Raw genomic sequence first — 16075 nt, 5'->3', positions numbered from 1 at the left:
TGCGCGGGACGTGCAACGCATCCGTGCCGAAGGTGACGCATGCCATCGCGCGCATCGTTGCCAAGCGCTACAGCGACGCCGCAATTGAGCAAATTGAGAATCGACAATGAAGTCTGCGCAGTGTTTGCTGGTCAGCTACCTGACCCGCGCGGCGGTCGAACGCCGCCAGATCGATCCGCACGCCGCAGGCAGCGGGCCGGTCGGGCACATGGGCTTCTTCCGCAGCCGGCCCGGCGCCGTGCTGTGGCCCGCGGTCGCCGACTGGCTCGCGCAGGCGCTCGACGCGCCGCGCGATGCGGGCCGCCCGTCCCTTTCCATTGCTGCCGGGAACCCAGCTTGAGCGAAGACCGTCGACTGTTTTTCCTGTTGAACATCGGCCAGCGGCGCGTGCAGCGCTGGGTCGACCGCACGGCCGAGACCGAAGCGCGCGCCAGTGCCGCGCAGGCCGGCGTGCTGTTCTGCCTCGCGAAGCAGGACGGTGCGCTGATCGGTGAAGTCGGCGCGGCGCTGCAACTGGCGCCGTCGGCGATGACGGGGCTCGCCGACCGGATGGCGAAGGCTGGCCTGCTCGCGCGTCACGCCGATTCGGACGACGGGCGCGCCACGCGCCTGTTCCTGACCGACGAAGGTCACGCGGTGCTCAAGCGTGCGCGCGTGTTGCTGCGCGAGTTGAACGGCAAGCTGTGCGACGGGTTTTCCGACGTGGAACTCGACGTCGTTGCGCGCTGGCTGCACGCATTGCAGGACCGTTTTCCAGCGGAGCGCTGAACGGCACGCACAACGCGTCACCTCAGCCACTTCAGTCGCAACACGCAGCACCGCATCAATACGACGCGGCTCGAACGTCGCGATCGAAAGCGATTGCGATTCGCATTTTCGATTCGTTTTCCGCGCCTGCGCGGCGGCAAATTTTGCGTTGCCGCAACGCGCCGCTTCGGCAACGCTTTCCGGCTACGCTCTGTTACAAAAAATTGCCTCCCGCGCCGCATGGGGATCGCCTACATTGCAATCCACTTCGCTGTATTCGCCGTATGCACCGACTGGCCTTCCCGTCGGGTCCGCATTGCAGGCTCTGCCCGACAAGTAATGAAAACGAAGAGGAGTCTTAACCGACGTGCTGGCGGCATCCAGCACACGCGGATTGCGATGACCGAAACGGCTTCCTGAACGACCCGACCCGACGCGTTGCACGGCACCCTTTGTCGCCGCGTACCGATGCGCGTTGCGTCGCCGTGCCGTGCCCGGCCATCGCCGCCGCATGTCAACGAGGAGTAGTCCATGCGACGCACGATCGTGTCCCACTCGCTTGTCACCCGCCTGTCCGCCGTGATGGCGATGGCCGCCGCCGCGGCGGCGCACGCCGAACCCGTGGTCGTGTCCGGCCCGAGTCCATTCGCCGCCTGCACCATCGGCGGCCCCGGCACGAACTACGTGAACGCCGAGGTCGAACCGTGGCTTTCGGTCAATCCCGCGAACCCGACCAACATGATCGCCGTGTGGCAGCAGGACCGCTGGTCGAACGGCGGCGCCCACGGGCTCGTCGCCGGCTACACGTTCGACGGCGGCGCGACCTGGGCGCGCACGCCGCAGCCGTTCAGCGCATGCGCACCGGGTGGGCTCAAGTACGAGCGCGCGTCCGATCCCTGGGTGTCGTTCGGGCCGGACGGCACTGCATACTCGGTGTCGATCTCGTTCAACCAGTCGAACAACAGCAATGCGGTCGGGGCTTCGGTGTCGACCGACGGCGGCCAGACATGGAGCAGCCCGGCCGTACTGATTGCGAACGACGAGCCGACGACGCAGTTCTTCAACGACAAGGAATCGGTGACGGCGAACCCGGTGAAGGCCGGCACCGCCTATGCCGTGTGGGACCGCCTCGAGCTGCCGAACGGCAACCCGTACGCGAACCTGCACACGGCGGCATACCGCGGGCCGACGCTGTTCTCGAAGACGGTCGACGGCGGCAAGACGTGGAGCAAAGCGAAGGTCATCGTCCACGTGCCGTCGCGTCAGCAGACGATCGGCAACCAGATCGTCGTCGATCCGAAAACGGGCACGCTCTACAACTTCTTCGACCTGATCCAGCCGCCGTTCAGCAAGGCCGCCGGCAAGGTCGCGTTCATCAAGTCGACCGACGACGGCGCGACCTGGACGAAACCGCAGGTGATCGCCGGACTGCAGACGGTCGGCGTGACCGATCCGAACACCGGCGAACCGGTGCGCACCGGCGACATCATTCCGGAGCCCGCGATCGATCCCGCATCGGGGCAACTCTACGTCGTCTGGCAGGACAGCCGCTTCAACGGCGGCAAGTACGACGAGATCGCGGTGTCGACGTCGAAGGACGGTGGCGCGAGCTGGAGTGCGCCGCAGCAGTTGAACACGCCGACCGGGCGCCCCGCGTTCAATCCGTCGGTGCGCGTCGACAATGCGGGCGCCGTCATGGTGACCTACTACGACTTCCGCGATCTGCAGGCCGGCAACACGACCACGCTGCCGACCGGGTTCTGGCGCAAGATCTCGCATGACGGCGGCACCACGTTCGCCGACGAGCGGCGCGTCGGCGGCCCGTTCGACATGAGGCTCGCGCCGAACGCGGAGGGCTTCTTCATCGGCGATTACCAGGGGCTCGACGTGCTGCCGTCGTCGTCGTTCCATCCGCTGTTCGTCCAGACCACGGGCAACCTGACGAACCGTACCGACGTGTTCTTCGCGCCGTGATGCGCGCGTGAGCGCAGCGCTGCCGCGACATCGCCCGTCGCGGCAGCGTGCCATCGGCGTCAGTCCAAAACCCGCCGTCCGTCACGTTCGACCTCGTCCCTCTTCGTCGCCCGCCTTCCGCTGCGACTGCCGTTTTACCCATCCGACAGAAATCCTGCACCCCGCTTCGATCCGCTTGGATTTCGAGATGATATAACATATCATTTCGCGATCTCGTCCGCCTGAAACCGTTTCATCCGGGTGGCCGGGCTACGCGAGTCATGTGCACACGGGTCATAGCTGGGTCATTGCGCGCCGTAGACGCAACAATATATCGTATCCAGTTGTGACCCGCATGGCCTGCTTTTCGATCCGCTCCAACTCATTCCAACCGATCCCAACCGATTCACCGACCATGCGCGACCTCCCTCGTCTACCGCTTCGCCCGCTCTCGCCCGTTTCGCTGATGCTGCTTGCCGCCGTCGCGCACGCGCAGGCCGATACGGCCGCCCCGCCAACACCAACGCCGACGCAGGCCACGCCGCTCGCGCCGATCTTCGTGACCGCGAACCCGCTGGGCGACACCCAGTTGATCGCACCGACCGCGCAACTGTCCGGCGACGCGCTGACGCGCCGCCAGGCCGATTCGCTCGGCGAGACGCTCAACGGCCTGCCCGGCGTGTCGACCACCACCTACGGGCCGATGGTCGGCCGTCCGATCATCCGCGGGATGGACGGCGACCGGATCCGGCTGCTGCAGAACGGCGTCGCCGCCTACGACGCATCGTCGCTGTCGTACGACCACGCGGTGCCGGAGGACCCGCTGTCGATCGAGCGCGTCGAGATCGTGCGCGGACCGGCCGCGCTGCTGTACGGCGGCAACGCGGTGGGCGGCGTCGTCAACACGATCGACAACCGGATTCCGCGCGAGGCGATCGAAGGCGTGACGGGTGCGCTGGATGCACGCTACGGCGGCGCGAACTCGGTGCGCGCGGGCGCCGCGCAGGTCGAAGGCGGCAACGGCCGCTTCGCGTTCCATGTCGACGCATTCGACCGCGAGGCCAGCAAGCTGCGGATTCCCGGCTATGCGCGCAGCAGCGCGCAACGCGCGATCGACGGCCCCGACACGCCGCAGCCGTACGGCAACGTCCCGAACAGCGACGGCCGCGTGCACGGCGGCGCCGCCGGCGCGTCGTACACGTGGGCCGACGGTTTCGCGGGCCTGTCGTACAGCGGCTACGAATCGAACTACGGTTCCGTCGCCGAGGACGACGTGCGCCTGCGGATGCGCCAGGAACGGCTCGCGCTCGCGTCCGAGGTGCGCAACCTGAGCGGCCCGTTCACGAAGCTGAAGTTCGACTTCGCGTACACCGACTATCGCCACAAGGAAGTCGACAACGGCGAGACGGCGACCACCTTTCGCAACCGCGGCTACGAAGCGCGCATTGAGGCGCGGCATCGCAAAATCGGCCCGTTCGAAGGCGCGATCGGCGTGCAGTTCGGCCGGAACACGTTCTCGGCGCTCGGCGACGAAATGCTCGTGCCGTCCACGCGCACGAACAGCGTCGCGCTGTTCGGCCTCGAGGAATGGCAGGTCGACCCCGCGCTGAAGCTGAGCCTCGGCGGGCGCTTCGAGCACGTGAAGGTCGATCCCGATCCGGCCGGCGTGGAGAAATTCGCGGGCGCGCAGCCGCGCGACTTCAATGCCGGCAGCGTATCGGCCGGCGCCCTCTTCTCGCTGACGCCGGTGTGGTCGGTCGCGGCGAACGTCGCCTACACGGAACGCGCGCCGACCTTCTATGAGCTGTACTCGAACGGCCCGCACGACGCGACCGGCCAGTTCCTGATCGGCAATCCGAACGCGTCGAAGGAAAAGGCCGTGTCGACCGACCTGTCGCTGCGCTATGCGAGCGGCCCGAACCGCGGCAGCGTCGGTGTGTTCTACAACCGCTTCTCGAACTACCTGACCGAGTACAACACGGGCCGCGTCGTGGACGACGACGGCGAACCGGTCGCACCCGGCGCCGATGGCTCGCTCAACGAAGCGATCTATCGCGGCGTGCGCGCCGAATTCTACGGCGTCGAACTCGACGGCAAGTGGCGCGCGTTCTCGCGGCGCGGCCATACGGTCGACCTGGAACTGACCGCCGACTACACGCATGCGCGCAACGTCGACACCGGCCAGCCGCTGCCGCGCATCGCGCCGCTGCGCGCGACGCTCGCGGCCGACTACGGTTACGGCCCGTTCGGCGCGCGCGCGCAGGTCACGCATGCGTGGTCGCAGCACCGCGTGCCCGACAACGATTTCCCGACGGACGGCTATACGTCGCTCGGCGTGATGCTCACGTACAAGTTCCGTGTCGCCGCGACGCACTGGCTCGCGTACCTGCGCGGCGACAACCTGACGAACCAGGAGATCCGCTATGCGACCTCGGTCGTGCGCGGCTTCGCCCCGCAGGGCGGCCGCAGCGTGATGGCTGGCTTGCGCACGACGTTCTGATCGCCGGACGGCCCGCGGCGCTGGCTGCGGGCTTTTCGATCGGGCCCGTCGCGCTGAATATCGGCGGGCTCGCGCAGGCCGGCAAGCAGGCGGATGCGACCGCCGCGATCGACAACCGGCCTTCCGTTGCTCGCGCAACTGGTTCGCCGAACCGATGCGTATGCAACCTATGCGCACGAGCGCGAAATCGCGACCGCACGGGCATTCGCGGTTCGCTATGCGACCGAGCGCAACCTGACGCTCGCCTCCGCCTGATCGCGGTCGCGGTGGGCGGCAGCCTGTGGCTGACCCGCAAGATCACGGAGCCGATCGTCGCATCGATTCAGACGATTCACGAAGGTTCCGCGCTCGCGTGCGAAGCCGGCAAGACGATGTCGGACGTGATGCAGGCCAGCGCTCGCGTCACCGACATCATGGGTGACGTCGCGGCGGCATGGGCCGCACAAAATCGCGGCATCGAGCAGGTGAACCCGACGATCCGCTGCGTCCGCTATCTCCCTTCCCCGCCCTCCGCTTCCCGTTGCGCACACGGCCTCCGCCGCGCTGCGCAATTTCCGGTCCCGCCCTCCGAATGCACGCAACGACGCGCATCGCGCCGGATGCGCGGCCCCCTTGATCTCGGTCATGCACTTTTAAATCAGCCGAATGACGAGTATCCTAAAAAAGCACTCCACGTTCGAACGGCGAATCGCGTGCCCTGATTCCGTCCGTTCGTATCGCGGCCCCATCGCGCTTCGCGTCGATGGCGGCGTCCGCCTCACGCCCTGGCCGCACGAACCTTCCCAAACTATTCGCAGGAGAGCTGGTGAGCCGACTCGTCGTCGTATCCAATCGCATCGCAGATCCCCGTAAAGCCGCGGCCGGCGGGCTGGCCGTGGCCGTGAAAGACAGCCTGCAGGAATCCGGCGGCGTCTGGTTCGGATGGAGCGGCAGGCTGCGCGGTGAAGACGAACGTACCGCCCAGGGCGACGACGTGCAGATCCAGAACGTCGGCGGCATCCAGCTCGCGACGATCGATCTCGATCCGCAGGATTACGACGCGTACTATCTCGGCTACTCGAACAACGTGCTGTGGCCGGTGTTCCACTACCGGCTCGATCTCGCGCAGTTCGACCGGCGCTTCGCGGACGGCTACCGGCGCGTGAATCAGTTGTTCGCGCGCAAGCTGAGCACGCTGCTGCGTCCCGACGACACCATCTGGGTCCACGACTACCAGCTGATTCCACTCGCCGCCGAGCTGCGCGCAATGGGCTGCAGGAATCCGATCGGCTTCTTCCTGCACATTCCGATGCCGCCGCCGCCGATCATGGCCGCGATTCCGGAGCACGAGTGGCTGATGCGCTCGCTGTTCGCGTACGACCTCGTCGGTTTCCAGACCGAATCGGACCTGCTGCACTTCGAGCACTACGTCGAGGCGGAAGCCGGTGCCGCACGGCTGCCGGACGGCCGCCTGCATGCGTTCGGCCGCACGCTGTCGGCCGGTGCGTTCCCGATCGGCATCAACGTCGACGAATTCGCGGCGCTCGCGGAGAATCGCGACGGCATCGACATGTTCGAGCGGATGCGCGACGAGTATTCGCGCCGCCAGTTGCTGGTCGGCGTCGACCGGCTCGACTACACGAAGGGGCTGCCGCAACGCGTGCATGCGTTCCGTCAGCTGCTCGAACAGTATCCGGAGAACCGCGATCGCGCGACGCTGATCCAGATCGCCGCGCCAAGCCGCGAGGATCTCGGTGCCTACGACGACCTGCGGCGCGAGATGGACAGCCTGTGCGGCGCGATCAACGGCGACTACGGCGAACTCGAATGGATGCCGATGCGCTACATCCACCGCACGGTCGCGCGCAAGCGCCTGCCGGGCCTCTATCGCGCGAGCCGCGTCGCACTCGTCACGCCGCTGCGCGACGGGATGAACCTGGTCGCGAAGGAGTTTCTCGCCGCCCAGGACGAAGCCGACCCAGGCGTGCTCGTGCTGTCGCGATTCGCGGGCGCCGCCGAGCAGCTGAAGCCCGCGCTGCTCGTGAATCCTTACGACACCCAGGGCACCGCGCAGGCGATCCAGCGCGCGCTCACGATGCCGATCGAGGAACGCCGCCAGCGTCACGACGCGCTGATGGCGATCGTGCGCAAGACCGACGTGCACTGGTGGCGCACGCGCTTTCTCGACGCGCTCACCGAAGCCGCGGAAGTCGCCGCCGCGACCGCGTCCTGACGCACGCATACACATCGATTGTGTCGCGGTCGAGCGCCGCAGCGCTCACCTTCTGCACCGCCACCGAAATTGCAATGCGTTCGCCCGCACGCCAACTGCGCGAGCGATCCGTGCTTCAACGCTCGGGTTCGCGCGGCGGGCCGCATGCGACGAAATCGTGCTCGGCCGCCGACGCCTGCTCCGGCGCATTCACGCCCGCGCACGGCCCGCGATCGGTCATGGAAGGTTCGGACGCAGGCACCTCGCGTCCGTCGATCAGTGCCTGCAACGCATCGCGTTCCAGCACCTCGCACGCGAGCAGCCGTTGCGCGATCCGCTCGAGCGCCTCGCGACGTTCGCCGAGCGTCGCCGCGACGCGCGCATGCGCATCGGTCAGCAGCATATGCACCTCGTCGTCGATCACCCGTGCGGTGTGCTCGCTGCAGCGGCCGTCGCTCGCATGCCATGCGCCCGGTATGCCACTGCGCGTTTCGCCGTCGTCGAAACTCACCAGGCCGATCTTCTCGCTCATCCCGTACTGCATGACCATGTGGCGCGCCATCGCGGTCGCGCGTTCGAGATCGTTCTGCGCACCCGTCGACACATCGCCGAACACGAGTTCTTCCGCGACGCGGCCGCCGAGCAGCGCATCGATGCGATCGAGCAGCTCGCTGCGCCGCAGAACGTAGCGATCCTCGGTCGGCACCTGCTGCGTGTAGCCGAGCGCGGCCACGCCGCGCGGAATGATCGAAACTTTCTTCACCGGGTCGCAATACGCGCGGCTTTCCGCGACGAGCGCGTGGCCCGCCTCGTGATACGCGATCGTCAGCTTTTCCTGCGCGTTCATCACGCGGCTCTTGCGCTCGAGGCCCGTCATCGCGCGATCGATCGCTTCGTCGAAATCGTCCATCCCGATCGCCGGCTTGCCGAGGTCGGCCGCATGCAGCGCGGCCTCGTTGACGACGTTCGCGAGATCGGCGCCGACGAAACCCGGCGTGCGCGATGCGAGTTCGCCGAGGTCGACTTCGGCCGCGAGCTTCACGCGCTTCACGTGCACGCCGAGGATCTGGCGGCGGCCGTTCACGTCGGGCCGGTCGATCGCGATGTGACGGTCGAAGCGGCCCGGGCGCAGCAGCGCCGGATCGAGAATCTCCGGTCGGTTGGTCGCGGCCATGATGATCACGCCCGAGCCGGCCTGGAAGCCGTCCATCTCGACGAGCAGCTGATTGAGCGTCTGCTCGCGCTCGTCGTTGCCCGACATCGGGCCGACGCCGCGCACCTTGCCGAGCGCATCGAGCTCGTCGACGAACACGATGCACGGCGCCTTCTGCTGCGCCTGCTCGAACAGGTCGCGCACGCGCGCGGCGCCCACGCCGACGAACATCTCGACGAACGCCGAACCGCTGATCGAGAAGAACGGCACGGCCGCCTCGCCGGCCACCGCGCGCGCGAGCAGCGTCTTGCCGGTGCCGGGCGCGCCGACGACGAGCACGCCCTTCGGGATCTTGCCGCCGAGCCGCTGGTAGCGGTCGGGGTTGCGCAGGAACGCGACGAGCTGCTGCAACTCGGCCTTCGCTTCGTCGATGCCCGCGATGTCGTCGAACGTGATGCCGGTTTCCTGCTGCACGTATACGCGTGCGCGGCTCTTGCCCATCCCGGTGAAGTCCTGCAGCCCGCCGCGCTTGCGCAGCATCAGGTTCCAGACGAACACGAACGCCACGAGCGGCACCAGCCACGACGCGAGCGACGTGATCCAGCCGGTGTCGGACGCGCCGTGAAAGCGGATGCCGGCCGCGCTCAGCGCGTCGATCAGCTGCGGATCGGTCACGCGGTTGGTGGCGAAGCGCGGCGGCGTGCCACCCGACTTCACGGCCGCGACTTCGGATGCCGGCAGCATCGCGCCGGCCTGCGGCATCTTCAGCGTGCCCACGATCGACGTCGAACCGATCTCGAGATCGTCGACGAGCCGCGCGGCGACGAGCCGGTGGAAATCGCTGTACGCGATCATCGTCGCCTCCGGGCGCAGCATCAGCAACTGCGCGGCGAACAGCACGAAGAAGCCCGCCGCGATCAGTAATCCTGCGTAGTCGAATTTCTTGTCCATGGCATCGGGCCGGCCGGTCGCGCCGTGCGGCGCGCGCTTACGCGTACCCGCGCCCCGCCGGCGCGCGGCATCGGCAGCCACGCGCTCACGGACCGCATCCGCGCCATCGTCGCCTCGTTTCGTCGCATGAAAGACACCACGAACGCGCCACATGGCGCCGTTCGTGCGGACATCGCGCCGCAACGCACCGTCCGTGATTTCAGTCTAGTTCGCGCGCAGGCGTCTCGCATCGTCCGACAAACGCCTTTCATCGACGCCGCCCGCCGCGTTATAGTCGCGTTCGTGACATTTGTGTGACAGTTGGCCTCGCCCTGCGCATCACGCCGCCGGGCGCGACGCCGGCTGTTGCGTCCCGTCCCGCGTCGCGGCAGCCTGTGCGACGCTGCCGCGCATCGAACGACAACCGCCCATTCGAGGAGCACACGACGTGAACGACACCCCCGATCGCCCCGACGACCTTCCCGTTGATCCCGACCGCCGCCGCATGCTCGGCGGCCTCGCCGCACTCGGCGCAGGCGTCGCGCTCGGCGGCTGCGAGACCACGCCGGGCAGCGCGCCGCGCTCCGCCGCCGACCTGCGGATCGACGACGCGCTGCGCCGGCAGGTGCGCCACATCGTCGTGATCTATGCGGAGAACCGCAGCTTCTCGAACCTTTACGGCGACTTCCCCGGCGTGCGCCATCCGCTGAGCGAGGTGCGGCCCGAGGACGCGCGGCAGCTCGATCGCGACGGCAAGACGCCGCTGCCGGTGCTGCCGAAGATCTGGGGCGGGCTCGTGCCGCGGGCGCAGGAAGTGGACGGCAAGCGCTACGCGATCGCCGAGCGCGACATCGACAAGCTGCCGAACGCGCCGTTCCGGATCGCCGATGCGCAAGGCAAGCCGCTGCCCAACGGCGTGATCACGCGCGACCTGTGGCACCGCTTCTACCAGAACCAGATGCAGATCGCCGCGGGCCGCAACGACCAGTTCGCCGCGTGGGCCGACTCGGGCGGCCTCGTGATGGGCCACTACCGCAATTCCGCCGACACACTGCGGCTGTGGAACCTCGCGCGGCAATACACGCTGTGCGACAACTTCTTCATGGCGGCCTTCGGCGGCTCGTGGCTGAATCACATGTTCCTGATTTCCGCGCAGCCGCCGATCTATCCGGACGCACACAAGCATCCGCACGCGGCCAAGCTGCTGTCGAAGGTCGACGGCGACGATCCGGCCGGCACGCGGTTGACGCTCGCCGCCGATTCGCCGGCGTCCGCGCTCGACGGCCCGCCGAAGTTCGCGGTCGACGGCCCGCTGACGCCCGACGGCTATGGCGTCAACACGATGGCGCCGCCGTATCAGCCGAGCTACGTGCCGCCGGCCGATCCGGGTAACGCCGCGTATGCGGATCCGGCCGACCATCGCGTGATCCCGCCGCAAGGCCATGCGACGATCGGCGACCGCCTGTCGGAAAAGAACGTCGACTGGGCGTGGTACAGCGGCGCGTGGCAGTACGCGCTCGAGCACCGCGACACGGGCATGGTTCCCGATTTCCAGTACCACCACCAGCCGTTCAACTACTTCGCGAACTACGCGCCGGGCACCGACGCGCGCCGCAAGCACCTGCGCGACGCCGGAGTCGGCGACGAGCCGTCGACCAACCGCTTCATCGCCGACATCGACGCGGGCCGCCTGCCGGCCGTCACGTTCTACAAGCCGCAGGGCAACCTGAACATGCACGCGGGCTATGCGGACGTCGAATCGGGCGATCGTCACATCGCGAACGTGATCGAGCACATCCGGCGCGGCCCGCAATGGGCGAACACCGTGATCGTGATGACGCACGACGAGAACGGCGGCTGGTGGGATCACGTCGCGCCGCCGGTCGGCGATCGCTGGGGCCCCGGCTCGCGGATTCCGGCGCTCGTGATCTCGCCGTTCGCGAAGAAGGGCTACGTCGATCACACGATGTACGACACGAACTCGATCCTGCGCTTCATCAGCCGCGTGCACGGGCTCGCGCCGCTCGACGGCGTCGCCGCGCGCGACAAGGCGTTCGCGTCGCGCGGCGCCACGCCGCCGGGCGACCTGACGAACGCGCTCGATCTCGCCTGACGATCCACCGACGTCCCTGATACGACGACGCCCCGGTGCAACACGGTTGCCCGGGGCGTCGTCGTTTTACTCGCCATGCTAGGCGGCGCTGCGCAACGCCTCGCTCGCCGAACGCGCGGCGTGACGGCCGGCCTGCCGGCCGAAGAAGGTCGCGTCGGCCAGCGACAGTCCCGAGCTGTACCCGGCGCCCCAGCGCGGCAGCCCGCAGGTCGTGCGGCCGGCCGCATAGAGGCCCGCCACCGGCGCGCGCGCCGCATCCAGCACCTGCCCGGTCGGCAGCGTATCGAGCCCGCCCAGCGTGAAATGCGGGTAGAACGCGTAGTCGATCCGGCAATCGAGCGCGACGAACGGCGGCTCGATCAACGGCCTCAGCCACTTCTTCGCCTTGTGGAACAGCGGATCGACGCCTTCGGCCGCGTGGCGGTTGTAGACGTCGACGGTTGCCGTCAGCGTGCCGGCCGGCATCCGCAGGTCGCGCTCGACTTCCTCCCATGTCTCGCCGGCCGCCGCGATGCCGATCCGCGCGATCTCGGGCGGCGCCTGGTAGCTCGCCTGATCGACCAGCAGGTAGATCCGGTCGTCGGCCTGGTGGAACGCGTGATGGCCGGTGCGGCCGTGATAGCCGTCCTCGTTGATGAAGCGCTGGCCGTGCGCGTTGACGAAAATTCCGTAGATCAGCGATTCGGGCGCGTAGAACGGCAGGCTGACGAAGCCCTGGTCCATGTGGATCGCGGCGCCGCCCGCGCTCTGGCCGAGCAGGATGCCCGAGCCGTCGTCGCCGGGGCTGCCGATCGGTTCGTCCGAGCGCAGGAACTGCGGCGCATGCTTGCGCACCATGTCGCGGTTCATCGCGAAGCCGCCGGCACACAGGATCACCGCGCGGCGCGCCCGCACACATGCCGTCTCGCCGTACGCGCGCAGCACGACGCCGCACACCGCGCCCGCATCGTCGACGATCAGCGCGTGCGCGCGCGTGTCGTAGCGCGTCGATACGCCGAGTGCCTGCACGCGCCCGGCCAGCACGCGCATCAGCATCTGCCCGCCGCCCCAGCCCGGCCATTGCGGCGTGTGGCCGCGCGGACACGGCGTCGCGGCCTCGCTGAACGGCCAGGCCTCCTCGCTGCCCGACCAGATCAGGCAGTCGTCGGTTTCCGGTTCGACGATCCGCTCGGCGATGAACGTGTTCTTGTACGTGAGGCCCTGCGCGACGAGCCAGTCGTGATGCGCGAGGCTCTCGTTCGCATAGAGGCGCACCTTCGCTTCGTCCGCGTCGCGGCCGCCCGCGAGCATCAGGTAGCGGTACAGGTCCTCGGTGTCGTCGCTGAAGCCGGCCAGCCGCTGGGCGGGGGTGCCGCCGCTGCCGCCGAGGTAGATCTCGCCGCCGGACAGCGCGCTCGTGCCGCCGTAGCTCGACGCGCGCTCGACGATCAGCGTGTCGGCGCCGGCGCTCGCGGCTTCGATCGCCGCGCACGCACCGGCCGCGCCGAAGCCGACGATCACGACGTCGTGTTCCGCGTCCCAGCGAGGCACGTCGCGAACGTTCAGGGGGCGGGTCAGGGAGTATTCGGATGACATGGGCAATGGATCGATTGGCGCGGCGCGCGGCCGCGCCGGCGTTACATGCCGCGCAACGCGGCGAAACCGAAGTGCGAAGGATCGATCGGCACGCAACCGATCGGCAGGCCGCTCTGGTCGACCGAGCGGCATTGCAGGATGCCGGCCGCATACGGCGGCGACGGGACCTGTTCGGCTCCGTATCGCGCCATCGCCATGGCCGCGAACGTGCCCATCGCCAGTACGCACAGCTTGCGAGTCGTCAGTCTCATGATCGTCGTCCCCTCCGGTTGACCGCTGTCGCGGTTCGTGTCCGGCGCACCAGCCTCAGGCAAACAGGCAACCGCACCGGATGACTGCACGGTAGCCAGCGCCGGGCCGGCGGCCATCGTCCATTTCGACTAGGGGCAAACGCGAAGCCTGTGTCGCGCGGCGTGCCGCGTTGCAACATCGCAGCGTGGCCGGGTCGGCGGGACAGCGCCGGAACCCCTGTCGTGATGGGTCGGTTCATCGTCCGACGAATGCCATGCACGCTCCGATGCATCGCAGCATCGGACGATGCGTCGTCGGCGATCCCGGTGTTTTCCCCGATCCTTACCCTGCTCCGTATGGACGATGAGGATCGATCGGTCCGATGCGAACCTGCGCGTCGACGTCGCACTGCCGCCGCGTCCGTGCTCGCGGCGCGGCCGGGTCTTTCCGTTCACTCACGGGAGTACGCATGACCGATTCGAATCCCCGCCACGCGCTGTACGAGCTTGCCTGCCGTTACGCGCAAGCCGTCGACCGGCGCGACTGGCCGCGCCTCGCCACCCTCTTCACCGCCGACGCGCAGCTCGACGGCCCCGGTTTCCGCTTCGACGACCGCGACGCGATCGTCGCCGGTATGCGCGTGATCGAACGCTACGAGACCACCCAGCATCACGTGCACAACCAGCTCGTCACGCTCGACGGCGGCAAGGCCGACGTCGAGACCTACGGCGTCGCGTGCCACGTGTACGTGCGCGACGGCGTGACGCGCAAGCTCGACTGGGGGCTACGCTATCGCGACCGCTGCGTGTTCGACGGCGGCACGTGGCGCTTCGCCGCGCGCACGCTGCATGTCGACTGGTCGCAAGACCTGCCGCTGGAGGGCTGAACGATGCGCTCGTCCCTTCCCCTCGCCGGCCGCACCGCGCTCGTCACCGGCGGCGCCGGCGGCATCGGCGCGGCATGCGCACAGGCACTCGCCGCCGATGGCGCAGCCGTCGTGCTGATGGGCCGCCGCCCCGACGCGCTCGAACGCACGCAGCAGCGCCTGACCGATGCGGTGCCCGGCAGCCGCGTCGCGATCCACGCCGGCGACGCGTGCGACGACGGCGACCTGCAGGCCGCGCTGGACACCGCGTGGGCGCTCGACGGTCGCCTCGACATCGTCGTGCCGACCGTCGGCGGCGCCGGGTTCCGGCCGCTGCTGATGCATGACGCCGCCAGCTTCCGTGCGGAAATCGACCTGAACCTGCACAGCGCGTTCACCGCGATCCGCCACGCCGCGCCGCGGCTCGCCGACAGCGGCGGCGGCGCGATCGTCTGCATCTCGTCGACGGCCGCGCAGATCAACTTCCGCTGGCTGAGCGCGTACTGCACCGCCAAGGCCGCGCTCGAGGCGCTGGTGCGCGGCGCGGCCGAGGAACTGGCCGGCGCGAAGATCCGCGTGAACGCGGTGCGGCCAGGCCTCACGCGCTCGGAAGCCACCGCGCCGATGTTCGACAACCGCGCGCTGGTCGACCGCTTCCTCGAACAGATTCCGCTCGGCACGCTCGGCGAACCGGAAGCGATCGCGCATGCGGTGCGCTATCTCGCCGGCCCCGAGTCGGGCTGGGTCACCGGCCAGAGCTTCGCGGTCGACGGCGGCCACGAGCTGCGCACCAACCCGCGCGTCGACGACACGATCGCGCAAATCTACGGCGCGGCCGCGCTCGACGCGGTCAAGGCCGGTCGGGCGCCGGGCGCCGCATGAGCGGCCGCCTTCTTTCAACCCCAACGGAAAACCACGAACATGAATCGAGTCGCAAACAAGGTCGCGCTGATCACCGGCGCGGCGAGCGGCGTCGGCCGCGCGGATGCGTTGCTGCTGGCCGCCGAGGGCGCGCGTGTCGTGCTGACCGACATCGACGAGGACGCGGGCCGCGCGCTCGCGCGCGAGATCGGCGACGCGGCGCTGTTCGTGCATCAGGACATCGCCGACGAGGACGGCTGGCGGCATGCGATCGCGTCGACGCTCGAGCGCTTCGGCCGCCTCGACGTGCTGGTCAACAATGCGGCGATCTGCCCGGTCGGCTCGATCGAGGACACGAGCCTCGACACCTGGCGGCGCGTGCTGCGCGTCAATGCGGACGGCTATTTTCTCGGCTGCAAGCACGCGATCGGCGCGATGAAGAACAACGACACGCCGGGCTCGATCGTGATGATGTCGTCGGTCGCCGCGCTCGGCGGCCTTCCGATGATGTGCGCGTACACCGGCTCGAAAGGCGCGGTCACGGCGCTCGCGCGCAGCGTCGCCGTGCACTGCAAGCGCAGCGGCTACCGGATCCGCTGCAACTCGATCCATCCGGACGGCATCTGGACGCCGATGACGCAGGCGCTGATGCCCGGCCTCGATCCGGCCGAGCTTGGTATCGGCAACGATCCGATGGCCCGCATGTGCGATCCGCAGGACGTCGCGAATCTCGTGCTGTTCCTTGCGTCCGACGAATCGCGCTTCGTGAACGGCGCGGAGCTGCGGATCGACAACGCGCAACTCGTTTCGTCGCTGTGACGCCGCTCGCGGCTTTCCCGTTCCAAGGAGTGTTCCGATGATTTCATTTAACGGCAAGACCGTGCTGATCACCGGCGGCGGTGCAGGCATCGGCCGTGCGTGCGCGGAGGCGTTCGGCGCGGCAGGCGCGCGCGTCA

General features: G+C 68.5%; 12 protein-coding genes and 3 pseudogenes. 12 read left to right on the top strand and 3 right to left on the bottom strand.

What is annotated here, in order from left to right; genetic code table 11:
* Positions 1–124: 124 nt before the first annotated feature.
* From F3J14_RS27220 to otsA, 6 genes and pseudogenes are all read left to right on the top strand, one after another.
* Positions 125–340, top strand: a pseudogene (locus F3J14_RS27220) (alpha/beta hydrolase); the annotation flags it as partial.
* A complete protein-coding gene (locus F3J14_RS27215; RefSeq protein ID WP_166725599.1) occupies positions 337–768 on the top strand; it encodes a MarR family transcriptional regulator in 432 nt (143 codons plus the stop codon). The pseudogene F3J14_RS27220 and the gene F3J14_RS27215, both read left to right, overlap by 4 nt.
* Positions 769–1278: 510 nt before the next feature.
* On the top strand, positions 1279–2721 hold the full coding sequence (locus F3J14_RS27210) for a sialidase family protein (RefSeq protein ID WP_166725598.1): 1443 nt from the start codon (positions 1279–1281) through the stop codon (positions 2719–2721).
* 445 nt (positions 2722–3166) lie between these two features.
* Entirely contained in the window at positions 3167–5200 is a 2034-nt protein-coding gene (locus F3J14_RS27205) for a TonB-dependent receptor (RefSeq protein WP_166725597.1), read from the top strand.
* Positions 5201–5490: 290 nt separating this feature from the next.
* Positions 5491–5670: pseudogene (locus tag F3J14_RS35845) on the top strand (methyl-accepting chemotaxis protein); the annotation flags it as partial.
* A gap of 335 nt (positions 5671–6005) precedes the next feature.
* Entirely contained in the window at positions 6006–7412 is a 1407-nt protein-coding gene (gene otsA, locus F3J14_RS27195; RefSeq protein WP_006753584.1) for an alpha,alpha-trehalose-phosphate synthase (UDP-forming), read from the top strand.
* A 115-nt stretch (positions 7413–7527) separates the two neighbouring features.
* On the opposite strand, the gene ftsH is transcribed toward otsA, so the two are convergent.
* Positions 7528–9495, bottom strand: coding sequence for an ATP-dependent zinc metalloprotease FtsH (gene ftsH / locus F3J14_RS27190; RefSeq protein ID WP_166725596.1), 1968 nt, complete (start codon positions 9493–9495; stop codon positions 7528–7530).
* A gap of 126 nt (positions 9496–9621) precedes the next feature.
* Here ftsH and F3J14_RS27185 point away from each other — a divergent pair, with 126 nt between their 5' ends.
* Both F3J14_RS27185 and F3J14_RS27180 read left to right on the top strand, forming a co-directional pair.
* Positions 9622–9792: a hypothetical protein gene (locus F3J14_RS27185; protein ID WP_166725595.1), complete on the top strand. Its 171-nt coding sequence runs from the start codon at positions 9622–9624 to the stop codon at positions 9790–9792.
* Positions 9793–9922: 130 nt separating this feature from the next.
* On the top strand, positions 9923–11587 hold the full coding sequence (locus F3J14_RS27180; RefSeq protein ID WP_166725594.1) for an acid phosphatase: 1665 nt from the start codon (positions 9923–9925) through the stop codon (positions 11585–11587).
* Between the two features lie 78 nt (positions 11588–11665).
* Here F3J14_RS27180 and F3J14_RS27175 read toward each other — a convergent pair whose 3' ends face one another.
* Together F3J14_RS27175 and F3J14_RS27170 are read right to left on the bottom strand one after the other, a co-directional pair.
* Entirely contained in the window at positions 11666–13162 is a 1497-nt protein-coding gene (locus F3J14_RS27175; protein ID WP_166725593.1) for an FAD-dependent oxidoreductase, read from the bottom strand.
* A 41-nt stretch (positions 13163–13203) separates the two neighbouring features.
* The gene (locus F3J14_RS27170) at positions 13204–13413 is read right to left on the bottom strand and encodes a hypothetical protein (protein ID WP_166725592.1); all 210 of its coding nucleotides are present in this window, start codon (positions 13411–13413) and stop codon (positions 13204–13206) included.
* 449 nt (positions 13414–13862) lie between these two features.
* Between F3J14_RS27170 and F3J14_RS27165 the strand changes: the two genes are divergently transcribed.
* From F3J14_RS27165 to F3J14_RS35840, 4 genes and pseudogenes are all read left to right on the top strand, one after another.
* Positions 13863–14279, top strand: a complete 417-nt coding sequence (locus F3J14_RS27165; protein WP_166725591.1) for a nuclear transport factor 2 family protein — start codon at positions 13863–13865, stop codon at positions 14277–14279.
* Between the two features lie 3 nt (positions 14280–14282).
* Positions 14283–15140 (top strand): SDR family oxidoreductase, encoded by an 858-nt coding sequence (locus tag F3J14_RS27160; RefSeq protein ID WP_166725590.1) that lies wholly within the window; start codon positions 14283–14285, stop codon positions 15138–15140.
* Between the two features lie 39 nt (positions 15141–15179).
* A complete protein-coding gene (locus F3J14_RS27155) occupies positions 15180–15938 on the top strand; it encodes an SDR family oxidoreductase (protein WP_166725589.1) in 759 nt (252 codons plus the stop codon).
* Positions 15939–15975: 37 nt separating this feature from the next.
* A pseudogene (locus F3J14_RS35840) lies at positions 15976–16075 on the top strand (short-chain dehydrogenase); the annotation flags it as partial.

It is taken from the genome of Burkholderia sp. Tr-862, assembly GCF_011753085.1.
Classification (GTDB): domain Bacteria; phylum Pseudomonadota; class Gammaproteobacteria; order Burkholderiales; family Burkholderiaceae; genus Burkholderia; species Burkholderia ambifaria.
Note: the sequence above shows the minus strand (reverse complement) of the source record. Positions and strands in the feature narration are given on the sequence as shown.

Excerpts from the sequence above, each read along its gene's own strand:
- F3J14_RS27160 (WP_166725590.1), top strand. The coding sequence starts at position 14,283 with ATGCGCTCGTCCCTTCCCCTCGCCGGCCGCACCGCGCTCGTCACCGGC.
- F3J14_RS27185 (WP_166725595.1), top strand. The coding sequence starts at position 9,622 with ATGAAAGACACCACGAACGCGCCACATGGCGCCGTTCGTGCGGACATC.
- F3J14_RS27205 (WP_166725597.1), top strand. The coding sequence starts at position 3,167 with ATGCTGCTTGCCGCCGTCGCGCACGCGCAGGCCGATACGGCCGCCCCG.
- F3J14_RS27155 (WP_166725589.1), top strand. The coding sequence starts at position 15,180 with ATGAATCGAGTCGCAAACAAGGTCGCGCTGATCACCGGCGCGGCGAGC.
- ftsH (WP_166725596.1), bottom strand. The coding sequence starts at position 9,495 with ATGGACAAGAAATTCGACTACGCAGGATTACTGATCGCGGCGGGCTTC.
- F3J14_RS27175 (WP_166725593.1), bottom strand. The coding sequence starts at position 13,162 with ATGTCATCCGAATACTCCCTGACCCGCCCCCTGAACGTTCGCGACGTG.
- F3J14_RS27170 (WP_166725592.1), bottom strand. The coding sequence starts at position 13,413 with ATGAGACTGACGACTCGCAAGCTGTGCGTACTGGCGATGGGCACGTTC.
- F3J14_RS27210 (WP_166725598.1), top strand. The coding sequence starts at position 1,279 with ATGCGACGCACGATCGTGTCCCACTCGCTTGTCACCCGCCTGTCCGCC.
- F3J14_RS27165 (WP_166725591.1), top strand. The coding sequence starts at position 13,863 with ATGACCGATTCGAATCCCCGCCACGCGCTGTACGAGCTTGCCTGCCGT.